The organism is Ilumatobacter sp. (assembly GCF_039969435.1).
Lineage (GTDB): Bacteria > Actinomycetota > Acidimicrobiia > Acidimicrobiales > Ilumatobacteraceae > Ilumatobacter_A.
The window spans coordinates 1-18,679 of record NZ_JBDVNU010000015.1 but is presented as its reverse complement, the minus strand read 5'-3'; the positions used below and the strand labels follow the sequence as shown (position 1 = coordinate 18,679).

18 protein-coding genes and 1 tRNA gene are annotated in these 18,679 nt (G+C 66.7%); 5 read left to right on the top strand and 14 right to left on the bottom strand.

What is annotated here, in order from left to right:
* Positions 1–297 precede the first annotated feature (297 nt).
* The 3 genes from ABJK40_RS08765 (at position 298) to ABJK40_RS08755 (ending at position 3,492) form a co-directional block, all read left to right on the top strand.
* Positions 298–1,410 (top strand): ankyrin repeat domain-containing protein, encoded by a 1,113-nt coding sequence (locus ABJK40_RS08765; RefSeq protein ID WP_348482968.1) that lies wholly within the window; start codon positions 298–300, stop codon positions 1,408–1,410.
* Positions 1,407–1,850: a DUF5990 family protein gene (locus ABJK40_RS08760; RefSeq protein WP_348482969.1), complete on the top strand. Its 444-nt coding sequence runs from the start codon at positions 1,407–1,409 to the stop codon at positions 1,848–1,850. The genes ABJK40_RS08765 and ABJK40_RS08760 overlap by 4 nt, the downstream gene beginning before the upstream one ends.
* A 364-nt stretch (positions 1,851–2,214) precedes the next feature.
* Positions 2,215–3,492: a hypothetical protein gene (locus tag ABJK40_RS08755; protein WP_348482970.1), complete on the top strand. Its 1,278-nt coding sequence runs from the start codon at positions 2,215–2,217 to the stop codon at positions 3,490–3,492.
* 176 nt (positions 3,493–3,668) lie between these two features.
* Here ABJK40_RS08755 and mobF read toward each other — a convergent pair whose 3' ends face one another.
* The 7 genes from mobF to ABJK40_RS08720 all read right to left on the bottom strand — a co-directional run bounded on the left by mobF (position 3,669) and on the right by ABJK40_RS08720 (position 9,715).
* Positions 3,669–6,389, bottom strand: a complete 2,721-nt coding sequence (mobF, locus tag ABJK40_RS08750) for a MobF family relaxase (RefSeq protein WP_348482971.1) — start codon at positions 6,387–6,389, stop codon at positions 3,669–3,671.
* Between the two features lie 84 nt (positions 6,390–6,473).
* Positions 6,474–6,839, bottom strand: coding sequence for a helix-turn-helix domain-containing protein (locus ABJK40_RS08745; protein ID WP_348482972.1), 366 nt, complete (start codon positions 6,837–6,839; stop codon positions 6,474–6,476).
* Between the two features lie 196 nt (positions 6,840–7,035).
* A complete protein-coding gene (locus ABJK40_RS08740; protein ID WP_348482973.1) occupies positions 7,036–7,473 on the bottom strand; it encodes a PIN domain-containing protein in 438 nt (145 codons plus the stop codon).
* Entirely contained in the window at positions 7,470–7,637 is a 168-nt protein-coding gene (locus ABJK40_RS08735) for a hypothetical protein (RefSeq protein WP_348482974.1), read from the bottom strand. Before ABJK40_RS08735 ends, ABJK40_RS08740 begins: the two co-directional genes overlap by 4 nt.
* A 41-nt stretch (positions 7,638–7,678) precedes the next feature.
* Positions 7,679–8,812 (bottom strand): tyrosine-type recombinase/integrase, encoded by a 1,134-nt coding sequence (locus ABJK40_RS08730; protein WP_348482975.1) that lies wholly within the window; start codon positions 8,810–8,812, stop codon positions 7,679–7,681.
* A 100-nt stretch (positions 8,813–8,912) separates the two neighbouring features.
* Positions 8,913–8,985: transfer RNA gene (locus ABJK40_RS08725), tRNA-Thr, on the bottom strand.
* Between the two features lie 34 nt (positions 8,986–9,019).
* Positions 9,020–9,715, bottom strand: a complete 696-nt coding sequence (locus ABJK40_RS08720; protein WP_348482976.1) for a spheroidene monooxygenase — start codon at positions 9,713–9,715, stop codon at positions 9,020–9,022.
* A 162-nt stretch (positions 9,716–9,877) separates the two neighbouring features.
* Here ABJK40_RS08720 and ABJK40_RS08715 point away from each other — a divergent pair, with 162 nt between their 5' ends.
* Complete coding sequence (locus ABJK40_RS08715; protein WP_348482977.1) at positions 9,878–10,294, top strand: cytidine deaminase; 417 nt, start codon at positions 9,878–9,880, stop codon at positions 10,292–10,294.
* 49 nt (positions 10,295–10,343) lie between these two features.
* Positions 10,344–10,958 carry a glycerol-3-phosphate acyltransferase gene (locus ABJK40_RS08710; RefSeq protein ID WP_348482978.1) on the top strand — a complete coding sequence of 205 codons (615 nt, stop codon included), beginning with the start codon at positions 10,344–10,346 and terminating at the stop codon, positions 10,956–10,958.
* Here the strand turns inward: ABJK40_RS08710 and ABJK40_RS08705 are convergent.
* The 7 genes from ABJK40_RS08705 to xseB form a co-directional block, all read right to left on the bottom strand.
* The gene (locus ABJK40_RS08705; RefSeq protein WP_348482979.1) at positions 10,949–12,148 is read right to left on the bottom strand and encodes a glycosyltransferase; all 1,200 of its coding nucleotides are present in this window, start codon (positions 12,146–12,148) and stop codon (positions 10,949–10,951) included. The genes ABJK40_RS08710 and ABJK40_RS08705 overlap by 10 nt on opposite strands.
* A gap of 30 nt (positions 12,149–12,178) precedes the next feature.
* Entirely contained in the window at positions 12,179–13,630 is a 1,452-nt protein-coding gene (crtI, locus tag ABJK40_RS08700; protein ID WP_348482980.1) for a phytoene desaturase family protein, read from the bottom strand.
* Positions 13,627–14,460, bottom strand: a complete 834-nt coding sequence (locus ABJK40_RS08695; protein ID WP_348482981.1) for a carotenoid biosynthesis protein — start codon at positions 14,458–14,460, stop codon at positions 13,627–13,629. Before ABJK40_RS08695 ends, crtI (ABJK40_RS08700) begins: the two co-directional genes overlap by 4 nt.
* Positions 14,461–14,506: 46 nt before the next feature.
* A complete protein-coding gene (locus ABJK40_RS08690) occupies positions 14,507–15,430 on the bottom strand; it encodes a phytoene/squalene synthase family protein (protein ID WP_348482982.1) in 924 nt (307 codons plus the stop codon).
* Positions 15,431–15,556: 126 nt separating this feature from the next.
* Entirely contained in the window at positions 15,557–17,035 is a 1,479-nt protein-coding gene (gene crtI, locus ABJK40_RS08685) for a phytoene desaturase family protein (protein ID WP_348482983.1), read from the bottom strand.
* Positions 17,036–17,180: 145 nt separating this feature from the next.
* A complete protein-coding gene (locus ABJK40_RS08680) occupies positions 17,181–18,239 on the bottom strand; it encodes a polyprenyl synthetase family protein (protein WP_348482984.1) in 1,059 nt (352 codons plus the stop codon).
* Positions 18,240–18,310: 71 nt separating this feature from the next.
* Positions 18,311–18,568: an exodeoxyribonuclease VII small subunit gene (gene xseB, locus ABJK40_RS08675; protein ID WP_348482985.1), complete on the bottom strand. Its 258-nt coding sequence runs from the start codon at positions 18,566–18,568 to the stop codon at positions 18,311–18,313.
* Positions 18,569–18,679: the final 111 nt, after the last annotated feature.

Below are 18,679 nucleotides of genomic sequence, written 5' to 3'. Positions count from 1 at the left end.
CAACAACCTCATCAAGCGAGTGAAGAGGGTGGCGTTCGGGATCACGAACTGGACCAACTACCGCACCCGATCCCTGCTCTACGCCGGCAAACCCGACTGGACGATCCTCGGCATCAACCCACGCTGAAATCCGAAGCGCCCGATTTCGTGGTGCTCGTGGCGTAGTCTCGGCTCAGCGTTTCAGGGCGCTACCGGTCCGCGGGAAGGGCGAAGCCCACCTGAGCAGTGTTGTTCGTGTCTCGATGATCCTCTTTCGGGCCCGATCGTGCGGACACGGGCGCGTCGAAAGGGGCCATCGTGCCATCAATCCCACTGCCCGAGAACGCTTCGTTCGAACACCTCAAGAAGCAAGCCAAGTTGGTCCAGGAACTCGTCGCGTCAAGCGACAGTGGTGCTTTTGATCTGATCCGCGAGTTCCATCCTCGCTTCGCCACGGCGTCAGAGGAAGCGACGGTCGGATTCAAGCGTTCGGATGCGCAACTGGTCGTCGCACGTCTTTACGGCTTCGCGAGCTGGACAAAGCTGCGCGACCAGGTCGGACTGGTCAACGCCTTCACGCGGCCCGACCCAGCCGATGTAGACCCGGACGACGACGTCGATCGGTTGGTGACGCTCGCGTGCGTCTCCTACAACGGTGACCATGATCCGTCCGCCCGAACCGAACTGGCTCGCAGCATGCTCGTCGCTCACCCTGATCTCGCAACCGCATCAATCGCCGCGATCACCGTGAGTGGACACCACCGGGCGATGACCGAACTCATCGAACAGGATCCGAAGCTCGTCAATGAGCCGTGCGGCCCGAATGGCTGGCCGCCGCTGCTGTACTGCTGCTACTCCCGCCTCGATTCTTCCGACCCAGCCCGGTCGACCCTCGCGACCGCTCAGGTGCTGCTCGACGCGGGTGCGGACCCGAACGCCGGGTACTTATGGCACGGCCTCGTACCGCCGTTCACCGCGCTCACCGGAGCGTTCGGTCGCGGAGAAGCCGACCAAGCACCCCATCACGACGCCACCGAACTCGCACGGCTCCTGCTCGAAGCGGGCGCCGACCCGAACGACGGACAGGCTCTCTACAACAACGGACTCGCCGGCACCGCTCACGACGACGCGTCCCATCTGCAGCTGCTTGTCGAGTTCGGACTCGGAACACCGACAGACGGACCCTGGTACCAACGTTTCGGCACCAGACTCACCGCCCCCGATCAGTTGCTCGACGACGAACTCGAAGTCGCCGCCCACCGCGGCCTTCCAAACCGCATGCGGTTCCTCGCCGAACTCGGCGTCGACCTGAACCGGCCGGTCGGTCGATCCAGACAAACCCCGTGGCAACTCGCCAACGCTGCCGGGCACACCGCCATCATCGACGTGCTGATCCACGCAGGCGTGCAAGGAAGCAGGCCGGGCACATGACACCCCCGACACGGATCCCACTCGAAGTCACGATCGTTGCGCTCGACCCGCCCTTCACCGCCGGTGACGGCGTGCTGTTCGGAGTGCAGTCCCGACACGACGTCGACGATCCACGCCCAGCGTGCGTCACCACCGAGTTCCACACCACGATCGACATCATCCGGACCGCCAACTCGGGCGTCGACTTCGCCGGCAAACACGTTCACGGTCGTCACGGCGATCGCTTCGTCTACCTCGCCTGGGGCCTGCCGGATCCCTCCGAGCCGTTCGTCATGTTCGCCCGCGCCAAGATCAAGCTCGACAGCATCCCCGTCGCCCTCCTTGACGTCTCCGTCAACAACGGGCAACCCCTGATGGCCGAGCTGCAGGCAACCAACCCGAAGGGTCAACCCGCGAGCGGAACAATCAAGCCACCGTCGATCCACTGGCACACGCGCTGAGGTCGGCACCCACTCGATATCAACAGCGATCATTCGTCCCGGGAACCGCTCTGCATCGGCACGTCGGAGGGCGCCACCCCGCTCCAGATTCGCGTTCCTTGATCAGGGTCGCGGGTGACGAACCGTATGCAGCGGGAACCGATCGGGGGTCAGTAGCGTCGAATGAGTGATGCGCTTCGCGACCGGGTTCCTTGTCGGCGCGGTGATGTTGGTCGGCGCATCGTGTGGAGAGCGCATCGAGGACGAATCCAACGTTGCAATGCCAGAGACCTCGGAAGTCGACGTCGAGCCGACGGTGGCCACACCAGTAAACGACTCGGCGGTCGCGATCGATGTCTCGGCTGCGGAAACCGTTTCGGGAAGCGTGTTGGTCGATTGGCAGCCGTGGGAGGATTTCAATGTCGCTGATCGATCGGCGTCTGGCGACCTCGAACTGGAGGCCTGTCGCTGGCGCGGACCAGGCGCCTTCGAGTTCGACGTTCGATGGGAACCCGACGGCGACGTGACCGATCCGGTCATGCTCGAGATCGGGTTGCAACTTCGCACGGGCGACATCGCAACCGGGTGGGGTGGCACCGCAACAGTTTCTGGGGCAGGTTCGTTCGCCATTCCGTTGGAGTTGGACGCCGTGCCGCAGGACGAAATCGAGGCGTACGCCGGTCGAAGTGAGACGACGTCTGAGTGGGCGAATCAGTGCTCGGTCGTGCTCAACGTTCCCGATGACCTCGCCGCAACGACAGAGGTTGCGGTCACCGTCGATCCAGAACAAGTGTCGGACTCTTCGGCTGGCGTTGAACCCGTCACCGTGTCCGACCTCGCCGCCACCGTCGATGTTGGCGACATCGACGACCCGCTGCTCCCGTTGCCTCGACTACTGCGCTCGGATCAGCTCCCAGCAATCGACAAGCTCTATCTCTTGGCGAATCGGTCACTCGACTACATTGAGGTCAACGAGACCGGCGGATGCGTCGAGGTACGGAGCCGCTACGGCTGGATCGACGACGCAGAGCCGTTCGTCGAGTTGCTGCAGAGCGGTGGATGCCCTGGACCGTTGGACGGTTCAGGAGGCGTAAGCCTCGCAGTCGATGACGACTTCTGGAAGGTGTCGGCTTTCGCAGACGACACCGAATCGTTGGGTGCCGAGCTTCGTTCGTACCTCTTCCCCAATTCCGATGCGACAGTCGACCCGGTGAATGCGGGCTTTGATGCCGACCGGTTCCTGGACGCGTCGATTGCTGACAGCGGCGTCGTCGAACTCGCCCGCTTCGACTGGCTCGACGGTCGTGTCGCCGCGGTCCAAGTCGGGACGAACAACTGGGGAGGCGAGTACGGAGGTTTCTCGGCCACCGCCGAGGTCTTCATCGCCGATTCCTCATCGGTGATGTGTCGAGAACGCGGGGTGTTCCTCGCCTACGACGCAACCGGTCGCAGCTACGCCCTCGTGTTCGCGCGCGGAGACCGGACCGCGCAAGTAGACCTCGCTGATGGAGCTAACGAAGCTGTCGACCTGATGCCGACGACGCTGTCAGATTGGTCCGCCGGCCTGGTCGATCTCACAGGAACCAGCATCACGGACCTCGACACAATCCGAATCCTCAACTCCGACGGGTCCGAAACTCCGTGCGATCAGAACAGTCCCTGAACTGGTGTGACCGCCGGAAAGGCGACGCATTCGGAGGTGACGCACGGCATCACAGCGTCGTCGGAGCTACGCATATCAACATGTCGGCGAGGCCTGACGCAGCGCTCCAGAACGGCACGTCGGTGCTCGGGGAGGCGCTCAAGAATGTGCAGTGTGGCGATCCGTGCCCTGTCGATTCACAGGGTTCGACCTGTGCTGCGCCGTGGGATTCGGAGTGCGGCGAGTCGCTGTTGCGCTGCAGTCGACGCTGAGTCGACGTCGTGTGATCGGACGCTGGCGACCTCGTCGCGGAGCTGTCGGCGTCGCTTGAGTGCTGTGCTGTTCGCACCTGCTCGTTGAAGTGCTGCGGTCACGGCGTCTGTCGGCGTCCACTCGGCCACTGCGACGCTCGGGCCGTGGTGGTCGTCGTCGATGGCTGGCGGGTGGGTGTGGATGTGGTTGGCGGTGCGGCCGCGGGTCGTTCCGACGTAGAGCTGTTTGGCGTCGGTGTGCTCGGAGAGCACGAGGTGTGCTTCGTCGACGGTGGCGCCTTGGGCTCGGTGGATCGTGGACGCGTAGTCGACGGCCACGTGACCGTCCTCGACGTAGCTGGCTGGAAGCGCCTGTCGGGCGCCGGTGTCTCGATGCTCGAGGTACAGCTCGTCTCGGGTTCCGGCGAGGACGGTCCAACGGTCGCCGTTGCGCACCCACTCCCTCTCATCGGGTCCGTGGGTGAGCCGGCGGTCGTTTGCGCGGGTCACGACCGGCTGACCGACGAAGAATCTGCGTCCTCCGATGTGGATTGCGTTGCCCGGATCGAGATGGCCGGCGGCGAGGAGCCGGTCGGTCATGGTCTCGTTGATCTGCTCGACCACCCGGTTGGTAGGTGCCATCACGAGCACATCTCGACCCTCGACGTTGCCGACGAACGCTGCGTCGATGACTGCCTCGATCGCAGCTTGTTCGCCGCCGTACCCGTGGATTCGGTCGTGGTCGTCGTACGCGACGACCGCCGCGGTGTCACCGTCGCGGAGTTGGAGTGATGCGTCGGCTTCCCAGTCGAGGTCGAAGCGGTGGAGTGTGTCGAGCTCAGCGGTGATCACGTCGGGGTGTTCGACGAGTTCGGCGAACATGCCGCCGGCGTCGACCGAGTCGAGCTGGAGATGATCCCCCACGAGGATCGTCCGCCAGTTCTTTCCTTGTGCCATCTGTGCGTAGGTATGGAGGAGTCGGGTGTCGACCATTCCGGCTTCGTCGATGATCACGATCGACCCTGCCGGCAACGCCCATGCCCAGTCCGGGAGCTCGCGCCGTTCGACCCATTTCGTGTGATTCTCGTAGACGAGCTTGTGGAGCGTGTCCGCCGGCGTTCCGGCGCCGTCGGCGAGCTGCTGGGCCGACGATGCCGACGGCCCGACCCCGAACACCTCGATGCCGGCGTGTCGCCACGAGTCCACAGCGGCGGCGAGCATGCGTGTCTTACCCGCACCGGCCGGTCCGACGACCGTGACAACCGGGCGCGTCGTGGCCAGCATTGCGGTCACTGCTTCGGCCTGGCTCGCATCGAGACCCGCCAAGGCATCGCCTTTCGGCTCGCGTCGTTGATGGCCTGCCATTGCCGGGGTCGTCGCCCACTCGACGAGTTCGACCTCACGACGCAGATGACTGCTCGTGGTGTACCGAACCGCCGACGGCGCCAACCCGACCGGGCGCCCATCCGACACACGAACGATGTCGCCCGGCTCGACCGGCGGACACAAATCGACCACTGCGCCCGAGGCCATCGCCTCAGCGCGTACCGATTCGATCGTGTCCGCGATCGTGCGCGAGTCGGGGCCGGTCGTGCGCATCGCGATCTGCTCGATCAGCTGCGCTTCGGACCACTCGCCATGTCGTGTCTCCACCGCCTCGAGCACCTCATCGACGCGCGGACACACGATCACCCCAGGTGAAGGCACATGTGCGAGCACACGATCGAGGACACGATCGACATCGACGATCCGGTCGGCTCGGGCGCGCCACCCGGCGCGCAGCGTCGCTGTCGGTAGGCCGGCGTCGTCGGGTTTGGCAGGTCGTGTGGCGAGCGTGATCGTCTTGTGCGCCTTGCCGACCTCAGCCGATGTCGGGTTGCGGCCCTCGCGGTTGACGAACTCGGCCGTCCAGTCATCGAGCGCCGTCTCGATGTCGACGCCCCGAGTCGAGAACTCGTCGAGCAGTTCTTGATCGATGCCGACGATGTCGGCCTGACCATTCGCGTCGACCTCGTCGAACGCGACACCCAACCGGGCAGTCAGCTCGGCTCGGAGGAACGCCTGGAACTCGACGCCAGCCGCCTTCGCATTCCGATACAAACCACGGGCGTCGAGCGTGCGCCACACACCATCCGACACCGTGCGGACCGCGTTCGAGACCAACACATGATCGTGAAGCTGCGGATCCAACGCCCTACTCGTGCGATGCCGATACCGCACACCGAACACACCATCAGCGTCCACCACCGCCGCACCGCCATGACCGGTACGCGTGAAACCGATCCGAGACGAGATCGACTCGATCGCCTGCTCCACCGCAGCCGTCTGCGCCGCATCCACCGCAGCCGCCACCTCCGGTCCGCCCAGAGCGTGAAGCAGACTCACCGACTTCGGAGCAGAGAACGTCAGATCGAACGCCGTCACCGACCGCTCCGACACCGTCGTCTTCCCGAGCCGCGTCCCGTCGGGAGCGCACTTCGCTTCGAGCAACAACTTGGAGTCAACAGCAGTCGCCAGACTGCCAGCGACAGCACCCACCAGATCACACCGACCAACCCACACACCCGGCGCATCACCGTCACCCGCGTAGTAGTCCTCCACACCGGCCACGACCGCCGACCGGTAGTAGTCGGCGGTGCCGGGGAGGACCTTGCCGACCGTCAACACGACACGACCCCCGCACGATCACCCTGGTGCAAATGTCTGGAACAAGCAACCCGACGAACGACACGACCTGGAGAGAACACGGACTCAGGACTCGAACAACCGAGGAGCGGACTGAGGCGGAGCCGGCCGAGGCCGACGACGAGGACCAGCGGCACGCGAGGACGAGACACCAGACCCGACGGACTCCGACGGGCGAACCGCCGGCATGGCGACGACGGGAATCGGCCACGTGATCGGAACGCCCATGAAGCGCTCCAAGGCCACACGTGGAACTCGAGTGAGGCGCCCGACCTTGATGGCGGGGATCTCGTCGTTGCTGCCTGTGGCGATGAACCGTGCCGTCGACTCGTAGGCAAACGTGAGCCCGACGCGGAGCAACGCGGCCGCTTCGGGCACGCCGAGCAGATCGGGCACACCGACCTGGCCGGTGGCATCGATCGAATCGTTCATGCTGTGCACCTCCTTCGAGCCGTCGTGGATGACGGCCGGTGCACCCCAACGGTTCGCTCGAAGGCGAAACGGAGAATCTTCGATACACGACCGCTACTGACGTAAAGGCGGGCGGGCGTCCAGAACGGGACATCGATGGCTCAGGGGGGGGGCAGGGTCATCGCGAGCGGAGCGCGCGGCAGGCGCGTTCTGGCTCTCAGGCAGGGGGAGTGCGGACGACGGCCAGGCCGGGCGCCTGTTCGAACACCTTGTCGTTCGAGACCAGGTCGACATCGAGATAGCGCGCGGACACTGCGATCCATCGATCAGCCTCGTGGACCTTCTGGGCGAGAGCGTGGCCGCTCCGTTCGCACAGCAGGCGGAACTCGGCGCACCCGGTCATCATCCGGTCATCGGGAGTGATGACGGTAACCGCTTTGATTCGACGTTCGAGCGAACGTTGTCGTAGCTCGCCCCATCCGGCATTGATCGCTCCAAACCGGAGTTCGGCAACCGTGACGAACGAGACGACGACGCGACGATCGCCGATCACCTTGCGGACGTCGAGCGACCTGTCCGGCTTGTTCGACTCATTCACGATCGCGGACATCGCCATCGTGTCGAGGACGACGGCAAGGTCCGCGTTCGCGGTCACAACGCTTCAAGGGCTGCAATGAAGGCGTCCGACTCCTCGTCGGTGAGGTCTTCGATTCCCATCTGGCCGAAGGGCGGGAGCGGACGCGCCCGTCGGATCGCATCCTTCGGGCCGACAACGATCAGCTCGGATTGATCGTCGTCGTGCGCAACTGCGTCCGACATATCGACGATGGTACTCCCTGGGTAGCTGCTGGCTGATCGGGTCACTCGGACGGCCCCAGCAGGTTCCCGATGACGTCTGCGGCTTCGCGGTCGCTGGCTTCGAGGAAGTGTGCGTACACGTTCAACGTCGTGGACGCGTTGGCGTGGCCGAGTCGGCCGCTCACCGTTCGGACCGGCACGCCAGCGGCCAGGAGTTGCGTGGCGTGAAGGTGACGCAGGTCGTGGAGGCGGATGCCCTTCACCCCTTGCGACCGACAGACCCGACTGAACGCTCCGGTGATCGTGTCGGGATGCAGTGGGTCGGTGCCGTCGGCAGTCGTGGTGAACACGTAGCCGTCCTGGTTGAAGGCCAACTCGCACGTCTCGGCGCGGTGCTCGAGTCGGGCTCGTTGTCGTTCGAGGATGTCGATTGTGTCGTCGTCGAGTGCGATGCGTCGGGCGGCGTGGGTCTTCGTGTCCTTGACGATGGTGCCACCTGCGATGGACGCGACCGATCGTTGGATCGACAGCGTCCGTGAGCCCGTGTCGAGATCGGACCACCGCAGTCCGCACACCTCGCCACGGCGTGCGCCGGTCGCGGCGAGTACTCGCAACAGGGTCCCGAGTTCGGGGTCGTGCTCGTCGGCGGCATCCAGCAGCTGTCGAGTGACCGCAACACTTGGCGGCCTGATCTCCTTGCGAACGATCTTGGGTGGCGACGCACTCACCGCCGGGTTCGTCGGGATCCATCCCCACTTCACGGCCTGGCCAAGTGCACCGCGAAGCACCGCGTGAACGTGGCGGACCGACGCTGGCGACAGTCCGCCTGCATGGATGAGCTCCGAGTAGTAGCTGTCGAGGCGCTGTGTCGTGACCTTGCTGAGGCGGAGCTTGCCGAGGTCGGGTCCGATCTTCTTGTCGACCAAGCGGCGGTACTCGCGAACCGAGGTTGGCGAGAGTTGGTCGTCGACGACCATCAGCCACTGGTGCAGTAACTCGTGCAGCGTCGTTGCTGACGACGAGATCTTGCCTGCCGACACGTCGGCCACAAGCGCCGCGAGAGCACGCTGAGCCTCGCGTTTGGTGCCGAGATGAGTCCGGCTCAATTGCTTGCGGCGACCGGTTGAAGGGTCACGCGACAGCTGAACAATCAGTTCCCAGTTTCCTGGATGACGCTGACGCAGCGATCCCCGCATGTGGAAACCGTACACCGAAAAGCTTGGTTGGCTGCTTGGTTGACATTTCCGGTCAACCGCAGCTACTCGCAAAAACACCGATCTACCAGGTGTTTCTCAGAGCCCAAACCGAGAGTCGAACTCGGGACCTACGCATTACGAGTGCGTTGCTCTACCAACTGAGCTATCTGGGCAACCGCTGCGACCGGAGCCACAGCGCCCGCAATGTTAGCGCCGGGCCAGCGGATCACGACCGTCCCATCTCCCGATCGATCCGTACGGCTCGAAGCGGGCGAACATCTCCTCGGAATACCAGCTGCCCGCGCGGGTCTGATCGATGACCTGCTGGTGCCGGGGCATTGCGTACGCGAACGCCTTGGCCGCATCCATCGACTCCCACAGGCTGAACGTGGCGAGCCTGCCGATCGGCGCCTCGCCGATCCCCACCACGTCGATCAGTCCGGCCGCGGTGTGGAGTTCGGCGTCCACCTCACGGGCAGCGTGGCCGAACGCACGGCCTGCGGACCGGCGGACGTCGGCGCGGGTGATGATCGCCACCGGCCCGCCACGCTCGCCCTTCTCGATCCCGTCGAGCGGGTCGACTCCACGCCATCGGCCGTGACCGCCCAGCGACCGGAGTCGAACGTGCCACGACTCGGCGGCGTGATCCCATCGGCGGGCGATCGGGTGGGTGCCGAGGAAGTCGTCGAGGTCGGACTCCTCGTTCCACACTGCGAACACCGCAGAGCGCGAGAGGTCGGCGCCCGGTCCGGTGTCGTTGCCGCGACCCGTTCCGAGAAGTCGCCAGAACGCGAGTCCGTCGACACGATCGAGCCGGGCGCGGTCCAGGCCCAGCCGTGCGAGGACGAACGGGATCTTCGAACGCGACTCGCGAACGAGGTGGAACGATGCGATGCGGGCCATCGCCGTCAATCGTGCCTCCGCACCCGGCGAACCGCACGACCGGCCGCGAGGATCGACGTACTCGATCGAACGCGGTCGCGGTCTGCAGCGCGAGCGATGGGCGGCCGCCAGGTCGGATTCGCGGTGCGATCCGACGGGGAGTCGGCGTGGTACGAATGCGAGATGCCACTGTCGATGGACGAACTCGCGGACCTCGCCGTCGAGGCGGCAACCGCCGCACGAGACGACGCGTACTCGCCCTACTCCGACTTTCCGATGGGGGCCGCGGTCGTGTCGCTCGACGGCGCGGTGCGACGCGGCGTCCTGATCGAGAACGTGTCGCTCGGCCTGGCCATGTGCGCCGAGCGCGTCGCGATCTTCACCGCCGTCACCGATGGGATCGAGCCGGCGGTGCTCGCTCTGTGCTCGAAACGGACGGGAGGAGACCTCACCTTCCCCTGCGGCGCATGCCTCCAGGTGGCGCTCGAGATCGGCGGCGCCGACCTGGTGGTGATCGCTGTCGACACCGACGGGGTGACGGAGCGTGCGGTGCTGTCCGACCTGCTCCCGCGAGCGCCCAAGATCCACTCACCCTCCTGATCACGGCTGTTCGCGACTGCGGCGGACGAATGCGCCAAGCTGAGCTGCGATGACCTGGCTCGCCGACCTGACCTCGACGCCGATCGACGTCGCCGTGGCGATCGTGGTCGGCTACCTCCTCGGGTGCATCCAGATCGCGAACGTGGTGGCTCGCCGACGCGCGAAGGTCGATCTGCGCGACGTCGGTGACCGCAACCCCGGCTTCTGGAACGCTCGTGAGACACTCGGGCGCAAGGCTGCGGTTCCGGTGTTCGTCGGTGACGTCGCCAAGGGCCTCGCCGCTGCGGGAGTCGGTGCGCTCCTCGCCGACGACGGCATGTGGGGCGTGGCGTACGTCGCCGGCGGTGCGGCGATGATCGGCCACGCCTTCCCGGTGTTCTCCCGATTCGCCGGCGGCCGCAGCATCCTGACCTTCGTCGGCACGGTGCTCGTGGCCACGACGGTGCCGACGCTGCTCGCTGTGGTACTCCTGCTCGTCGTCTTCGTGATCACCCGATCGTTCGCCCGTGCGTCACAGGCGGGGATGATCGCCCTCCCCTTCGTCCAGATCGTGATCGACGGGCCGTTCCGCACGGCGGCGACCGGCGTCCTGATGACCTTCATCGGGGTGCGGTTCGCCATGGCTGCGGTCGAGGATCGACGTCGGGCTGCAGCTCAGTCGTAGGTGCGCCCGCGCCACGTGTGAGGTCCGCGGCGGAAGATGCCTCGAGCGATCGCCGCCACCGAAGCGAGATCGGCGAGTGGGCTCGCCCAGTAGGCGGCGTCGATGCGGTCGTACGCGCTGCGGGTGCCGACCAGCGTGCCCAACCGGTTGGCGAGCAGCACGACGTCGACGACGTCGCCGCGTCGCATCGCCAGTCGGGGGAGTGGCATCGCCTGCGCGAGGGCGACCACGGCGAGGTCGACGACCTGACGTCCGAGCGGTTCGACGCCCGGGAGTGCGAGCGACCGGCCCCATCCGGTCCACGTGTCGCCGAGTGACTCGAACATCCGCACCGTGAGCAGGTCGGCGGCGTCGAGGAAGCCGACGCTCCAGCCGTCATCCGCGAGACGCCGGGCGAGTGCGATGTCCTCCACCACCTCACCGGCCACCAGGGACATCCCGCCGGCATCGAGGAACGCCGATCGCCGCAACGTCATGCACTGACCGTTCGCCATGATCCGGTCGGGCTTCGCCCTGTGTCGTCCCGCCGCTCCGGGTGGACCGAATCGGTAGACCAGCGTCGTCAGCATCGACGCGTGCAGCCACCGGGTTCCAGGCGTCGGGCACTCGAATCGTCCCCCGACGGTGAGGAAGTCGACGCCGTCGGCGCGCGCACGGGCAACGACGGCGGTGGCGAGGGCAGGGTCGGGACGGGCATCGGCGTCGAGGGTCACGACCCAGTCGCCGGATGCCGCTTCGATCCCCTGTTGCAGCGCCCACGCCTTGCCCGCCCACCCTGCGGGAAGCGGTGATCCGTCCAGCACACGGGCTCCGGCAGCGGTCGCGACACGTGCGGTGTCGTCGCTCGACTGGTCGTCGACGACGAGCACCTCGCCCACGCCCGGCGCTCCGACGACGGCGTCGAGCAGTGGACCGATCCGCCCGGCCTCGTCACGCGCAGGGACGACGACGCTGATCGAGACGGCATCCGAGTCGCCGTGGTGGGCGGCGGAGGGGACGACTGCCGAGAGGGGAGGCGCGGTCCGAGCCGCTCGCGCGAGATGCGAGATCGCCACGGCGCCTGCTCCGGCACGCACGACGATCGACGACCATCCGAGCAGCCTGGTCGCGGTGCCCGATCCCGGGTCCGGGAGACGAGCCCACCGTCGGAGTCGGGCAGCACCACGACGTCGTGATCGCAACGGCGTCATGTGACGATGTTCCTCACACTCGACCGACCGTCATCGGAGGTCGGACGCGACCATGTCGGCGACGATGCGGGCGCTCGTCGTCACCAGCGGCAGACCTCCACCCGGGTGGCTCGACCCTCCGACGAGATAGAGACCGTCCTTCGTGCCGCGGTTCTTCGGTCGCAGGAACGCAGTCAGTCGTCCGTTCGACGACGAGCCGTAGATCGCACCGCCCGGAGCCCGGTAGTTGTGCTCGATGTCGCCGGGTGTCATCACGGCACAGAACTTCATCCGGCGCCGCAGGTCGACTCCGTGGTCGGCGAGTCGTTCCAGCACCGTGTCCCGATACGCCTCGCGGTCGACCTCGACGCCCGGTGGGGTGTTGACGAGCAGGAACCAGTTCTCGTCACCCTCGGGAGCCTGGCTCGGGTCGGTGGTCGACGACACACATCCGTAGATGGTCGGATCCATCGCCAGTTGGCCGGCATCGATCGCACGGAACTCCTGGAAGGAGTCTCCCGAGAACCACACGTTGTGGTGCAGGATGTCGGGCGTCTTGCCGCGGGCGCCGATGCACAGGACGAAGCCGCTCGTCGACCGTGGCGCCCTGCGTACCTTGGCGAGCGCGTCCTCGTCGGGGAGGAGGTCGTCGTAGAGGTGTCGGGCGTCGGCGTTGGCGACCACGATCGATGCGTCGATGTACGTTCCGTCGGCGAGTTGGACCCCGGTGACCCGGTCGGGAGTGGACAGGATCGACGTGACCTCGCACGACGTCCGGATCTCCACACCGATGTGGAGAGCCACGCGCTCGAATGCGTCGCGCAGCGCGCGGAGTCCTCCCATCGGGTACCAGCATCCGAACCGCGACTCGATGTGGGGGATGCACGCCAAGGTGGCCGGGGCCTTCGCCGGCGACGAGCCGGAATAGGTGGCATACCGGCCGACCCACTGTCGCAGGCGATCGTCGTCGAAGGAGTCGCGTGCGGCGCGGCGCAGCGTGCGCAGCGCGTCGATCTTCAACAGATCGGCCGGCGAGTCCATCCGCCTCAACAACGAAAGTGGACCCGACATCGGGCCGGCGAAGAACGTCCTCTCCGACACGTCCCACACGACGCGACCGCGGTCGTCGAAGTCGCGCCACTGTCTCCCCGCACCGGGTGTGAACGCATCGAATGCGGAGGCGGTCGCGACGGGATCGTCGTGGACGTCGAGCGTCGAGCCGTCGCGCCACGAGTAGCGGAACTGCGGATCGAGACGGACCAGATCGATCTGCTCGGCGAGCGACGTGCCCGCCAGGCCGAACACTTCGTCGAGGACGTGGGGCAGCGTGAGGAGTGACGGGCCGACGTCGAAGGAGAACCCGTCACGCTCGAACAGTGCGAGCTTGCCACCGACCACGTCGTTGCGTTCCAGCACGGTCACCCGGTGTCCGGCCACGCGCAACCGGATCGCACAGGCGAGCCCCCCGACGCCGCTGCCGACGACCACCACGTGCCGACTCATCGCGCTCCGCCGTTCGAGTGGGGTCGTTGCGAACGGGACAGGGACAGGTTGGTGCCCGGCACCAACCTGGATGCTGCGGTGAGGGCGATCGGGATCATGCCCAGACCGCCGACGGTCGCCACCAGCGGGTCGCGGAAGTATCTGGCGAAGCCGAGCGTCTGCATCACCGACATGTACCCGTACTCACCGACGAGTCGAACATCGGGCTCGCGTCGCGCCGGTGGCAGCAACCACTCGAAGAGGGCCATGATGCCGAGTCCGGTGAGGAACCAACCGGCGAAGTTCGACAGCGGGATGCCGCGGTACGCACCTCGCTTGACCCATGCCCAGTAGCCCTCGCCGACCATCTGCGGATCGAGGAAGAGGTCCCATGCGGTCATCGCCACCGAACCGAGTGCGATGCGTCGGGCCGGAGTCGAGTGCGGACCGAGCGCAGCGTGTGCGGCCTCGCGCGACGGCAGCCCCATCCCGAACCAGGCGAGCGGCACGATCACGGGGACGTGCGCGATCTGGGGTCGGAGGGCGTCGGTGTAGGCGTACCGGCCGAACGGCAGTCCGGTCCGGGTGCCGACCCTCTCGACGACGCCGGTCGCGACGGCGGTCGCGCCCGCCGCACCGCCCGATCGCCGTGTGCCCCACCGCCTCACCGCATTGGCGGTCGACGTGGCGAACATCGAGGCGACCACCACGCTCGACAGCACTCGGCGAGCCTGCCCACGTTGCGGGACCAGTGGCGTCGCGATCATCCCGGCGATCGTCACGACCCCGGCCGCGGCGGCCACCCGGTCGGCCCACCGGTTCGCCGTCCGCTCGGGTCCGAATCCCGTCATCGGGTCCTCTCCGTGTGACGGCCGGCGGGCGGTTCGTTCTCCGGCGTCATCGCAGCATCGAGGCGACGAGTCGCGCCTTCTCGACCGTCGACACCGATGCCCTCGACTCGAACACGTCGTACTGCCGGGCCTCGATCTTGTCGAGGATCCGTCCGTACAGCGTGAGGGCGGCATCGACACATTTCGCCGACCGGTCGGGGAGCATCGAGACACCGATCTCCGCCGAGCGGTAGAGGGCGCGACATCGTTCGATCTCGAAGCGCATCAGTTCCACGAACTCGGGTGTGACCCGACGTTCGGTGAGGTCCGCCCCGAACTTGCGGGAGTCCTCGAGTGGCACGTACTGACGACCGCGGTCGAGGTCCTCGTCGATGTCGCGCAGGAAGTTCGTCAGTTGGAATGCGTTGCCGAGGTCTCGGGCGTGGGGGAGTGCGACGTCGTAGTCGGAGGGCTCGAGGATCGGGAGCATCATCTCGCCGATCACCGCAGCCGAGCCGTCCATGTAGACGAGCAGGTCGTCCCACGTCTCGTACGACTCGATCGTGAGGTCCATGGTCATCGACCGCAGGAACCGCTCGAACGCCGAGACGTCGATGTCGAATGCGCGCACGGTGTGCACCACGGCCTTGAGGACGGGGTCGTTCGACTTCCCGGCGTCGAGGTCGTCGAAGAACCGGTCGCCGAAGTCCTTCAGGGTCGACGCACGCACTTCGGTCGGTACGTCGCGCCCACCCTGGGACTCGATCTCGTCGACGATGTCATCGGCGTAGCGCGCGAAGGCGTAGAGCGCGTGCACGTGGTGCTGCTTGACCCGCGGGAGCACTTTCGTCGACCAGTAGTACGTGGTGCCGTGGCGCTTGTTGAACTCCTTGCACAGGGCGTAGCTCTCGTCGAGGGTGACCGGACCGGTGGGGAGCAGGTGCGTCGTCGGGACCGGCGGCTTGCGACGGAGGAGGTTCGACACACGCATCGTCAGCATCGTAGAGCGCTCCCTGCGACGAGCCGTGAGGATGCTTCGACACGCTCGCAGATCAGCGAGTGCGTCATCTGGTGTCTGACACCACGTGGATGCGTGGACCGGCCGGAGATTCCGCCGTCAGCGGGCGGCGAACTGGTCGACGCGCTCGGCGGCGAGCTTGCCCGACACGAGCACCATCGGCACACCGACGCCCGGAAGCGTGGACGATCCGGTGAACACGAGGCCGGGGACGCGCTTGTCGACGTTGTTCGGTCGGAACGGTCCGGTCTGGAAGAACGTGTGGGCGAGCGCGAAGGGTGTGCCCTGCTCCATCCCCATCCGCTCCCAGTCCTGAGGGTCGTAGACCTGCTCGACCACCACGTCGGTCGGATACCCGAGGGAGGTGACCTTGTCGCGCAGCGTGCCCATGATCCGGTCGCGCTCCCTCGACCAGTCGATCGTGCCGCTCAGGTTCGGTGTGGGCTCCAGCACGTAGATGCTGCTGCAACCCTCGGGGGCGAGCGAGGCATCGTCGAGGCTGTGGAGGGTCACGAGGATCGACGGATCGGGCATCCGCACGCCGTCCTCGATCAGCGCCTTGAACGAGCCGTCCCAGTCCTGCCCGAAGTGGATGTTGTGGTGCGCGGCATCGGCCGGCGGCAGACCCTTCACGCCGGCGACCCACAGCAGGCACGACGGCGAGTACTTGCCGGTGCGCGCCTTCTTCGGCGCCTCGACGTCACCCAGGAGTTCGCGATACGCGACCGGTAGGTCGGGGTTGCACACGACCACGTCGGCCTCGACCAGTTCGGAACCCTCGCCGGTACCGATGCGCACGCCACGGATCGTGCCGTTCGAGTGCCGCACGATGTGCGAGACGGGCGACGAGTACCGAATCTTCACTCCGGCCTTCTCGACCGCCTCCGCCAGGCCTGCCGCCATCTGGTGCATGCCGCCCTCGGGGACGAACACTCCCTTGACCGAGTCCATGTAGGTGATGACGGCGTAGATCGCGAGCGCTTCGTACGGGGCGAGGCCGGCATACATCGACTGGAAACTGAAGATCTGCTGCAGGCGCTGGTCGTCGAAGAACGAGGCCACCTTCTTGTCGAGCTTGCCGAATCCACCCATCCTCAGGATCGCCAGGCCGTCGCGCCACGGCTTGATCAGATCGAGCGGCGAGTCGAGGTTGGTGTCGATGTACGACCGCATCTCGGCTTTGTACAGGCCTTCGAGCCAGTCCGAGAAACGGCCGAACGCGTCGGCTTCCTTCTGGTTCGCGAAGCGGGCGATCTCCTCGGTCATCGCCTCGCGCCCGTGCTTCACCATCAGCGTCGATCCGTCGGCGTAGCAGGCCCGGTACATCGGGTCGACCGGCTTGATCGTCACGTGATCCGCCATCGTCGCGCCACACGCGGTGAACGCTTCCTCCAACAGGTCGGGCATGGTCAGCACGGTCGGGCCGTTGTCGAGGCTGAACCCGTGGGAGCGGATCATCCCGGCACGACCGCCGGGGATCGCCTCGCGCTCGACGATCGTGATGTCGTGGCCGCGCTTGGTCAGGTGCGCTGCGGCCGACAGGCCGCCGAGACCCGCTCCGATGACGACGACCTTCATGATCCGCTCCAACCGCGCAGCGGTGAGTTTGCGTCGCCCCGAGGCCGACGCAGACTCACTGCTCGGGTGGGATGCGGGCCGCCGGTGAGGCTCCCTCGGCGCTGGGGCGACGCAGACTCACCGGAGAACGGGTGACGGCCCGCCATCAGACGGTGCGCTGACTGACGAATTCGGCGAGTTCCACCAACTCAGTCTTGGCGACCTCGGTGATCGGTGCTGCGTCGAGCGACGTGACAGCCGACTCGGTCAGACTCGAGATGTGCGCTTCGAGTTCGGCGAGCCCGCCGGTGTCGACGATCGCCTGCTGGATCCGAGCGACCGTCTCGGGCGACATGTCGGGGTCGCCGACGAGTTCGAGCACTTCGCGCTGGACGTCGGTGGCGAGGCGGGTCGAGCGTGCGAGCAGCGGAGTCGGCTTGCCCTCGATCAGGTCGCCGCCGACCGGCTTGCCCGTGAGTGCCTCGTCGCCGAACGCTCCCATGACGTCGTCGCGCATCTGGAACGCATCGCCCAGCGGCAGGCCGTAGTTGCTCAGATGGGGGAGCAGCTCGTCCATCCGCTCGGGAGCGGCGAGCACGGCGCCGAGGTGGAGTGGCCGTTCGATCGTGTACTTGCCGGACTTGTACCGGCAGATCCGCTCCGACCGCACGACGTCACGTGTCCTGCTCACGCCACCGAGGATGTCGAGGTACTGGCCGATGTTCAGTTCGATGCGGAGTTCGTTCCAGATCCTCGCCGCCTGCGGGGTGGCCTCCTCGAGCAACTGGTCGGCATAGACGAACGCGAGGTCGCCGACGAGGATCGCCACCCCCTCGCCGAAGCGGCGCGACTCGCCCGCCCAACCCTTCTCGGCGTGCTCCGCTGCGGCGACCGTGTGGGTGGTCGGCTGGTTGCGACGCGAGTCGGCATCGTCCATCACGTCGTCGTGGAAAAGCGCGAACGCGTGCATCAACTCGAAGGCGGCACCGGCGTCGACGTCGACCTGGTCGTTCTCTGCACCGCCGGCGCCGACGTACCCCCAGTGGCAGAACGCGGGTCGGAGCCGCTTGCCCCCCGAGAGCACCAGACGTCGGATCTCGTCGATCGGTTGGGCCAGTTCCGGGTCGAACGACGCCCACCGGTCGCGTTCGGCGGCCAGGAACTCGTCGAGTCGGGCGTCGACCCGCTCGGCGAGGCGTCGAAGTGATGCGGGAGCTCCGGCCATTGCAGGCGAGGCTACTCACGGTGCCGCTCGACGACCGCCGAAACACGTCGATCGGTCTCGGACGACGGTCGTCAGTCGGTGTCCGACCCCGGCTGGTGTGCGAGGTCGGCGGCGGCGTCGAGGTCGGCGGTGACCTGGCGGATCTGCAGTTCGGCGTTGCTGATCTTGTCGCGGCACACCGTGATCAGTTCCGATGCGCGTGCGACGCGCTCGCCGAGATGGTCGACGTCGACGTCGGAGCCTTCGAGTTCGCGCAGGATGCTGTCGAGTTCGCGCAGCGCATCGGCGTAGCCGGGCGCGTCGTCGGTGGTGTCGCTGGTGTCAGTCATCTGTGGTCCTCGTGGAGTTCGCTGGATCGGTGGCGGTGGCGGGGGCGGCGGCGGCGGGGGCGGGGCCGGGGGTGGGGGGGGGGGCGCCGGGGATCGTGCTCGTGACACGGC

What these genes read in the sequence shown, in the direction of transcription:
- ABJK40_RS08695 (WP_348482981.1), bottom strand. Translation starts at nt 14,460, where the DNA reads ATGACGGGATTCGGACCCGAGCGGACGGCGAACCGGTGGGCCGACCGG.
- ABJK40_RS08720 (WP_348482976.1), bottom strand. Translation starts at nt 9,715, where the DNA reads ATGGCCCGCATCGCATCGTTCCACCTCGTTCGCGAGTCGCGTTCGAAG.
- crtI (WP_348482980.1), bottom strand. Translation starts at nt 13,630, where the DNA reads ATGAGTCGGCACGTGGTGGTCGTCGGCAGCGGCGTCGGGGGGCTCGCC.
- ABJK40_RS08710 (WP_348482978.1), top strand. Translation starts at nt 10,344, where the DNA reads ATGACCTGGCTCGCCGACCTGACCTCGACGCCGATCGACGTCGCCGTG.
- ABJK40_RS08705 (WP_348482979.1), bottom strand. Translation starts at nt 12,148, where the DNA reads ATGACGCCGTTGCGATCACGACGTCGTGGTGCTGCCCGACTCCGACGG.
- xseB (WP_348482985.1), bottom strand. Translation starts at nt 18,568, where the DNA reads ATGACTGACACCAGCGACACCACCGACGACGCGCCCGGCTACGCCGAT.
- ABJK40_RS08715 (WP_348482977.1), top strand. Translation starts at nt 9,878, where the DNA reads ATGCCACTGTCGATGGACGAACTCGCGGACCTCGCCGTCGAGGCGGCA.
- ABJK40_RS08730 (WP_348482975.1), bottom strand. Translation starts at nt 8,812, where the DNA reads ATGCGGGGATCGCTGCGTCAGCGTCATCCAGGAAACTGGGAACTGATT.
- ABJK40_RS08680 (WP_348482984.1), bottom strand. Translation starts at nt 18,239, where the DNA reads ATGGCCGGAGCTCCCGCATCACTTCGACGCCTCGCCGAGCGGGTCGAC.
- ABJK40_RS08690 (WP_348482982.1), bottom strand. Translation starts at nt 15,430, where the DNA reads ATGCGTGTGTCGAACCTCCTCCGTCGCAAGCCGCCGGTCCCGACGACG.
- ABJK40_RS08760 (WP_348482969.1), top strand. Translation starts at nt 1,407, where the DNA reads ATGACACCCCCGACACGGATCCCACTCGAAGTCACGATCGTTGCGCTC.
- crtI (WP_348482983.1), bottom strand. Translation starts at nt 17,035, where the DNA reads ATGAAGGTCGTCGTCATCGGAGCGGGTCTCGGCGGCCTGTCGGCCGCA.
- ABJK40_RS08745 (WP_348482972.1), bottom strand. Translation starts at nt 6,839, where the DNA reads ATGAACGATTCGATCGATGCCACCGGCCAGGTCGGTGTGCCCGATCTG.
- ABJK40_RS08735 (WP_348482974.1), bottom strand. Translation starts at nt 7,637, where the DNA reads ATGTCGGACGCAGTTGCGCACGACGACGATCAATCCGAGCTGATCGTT.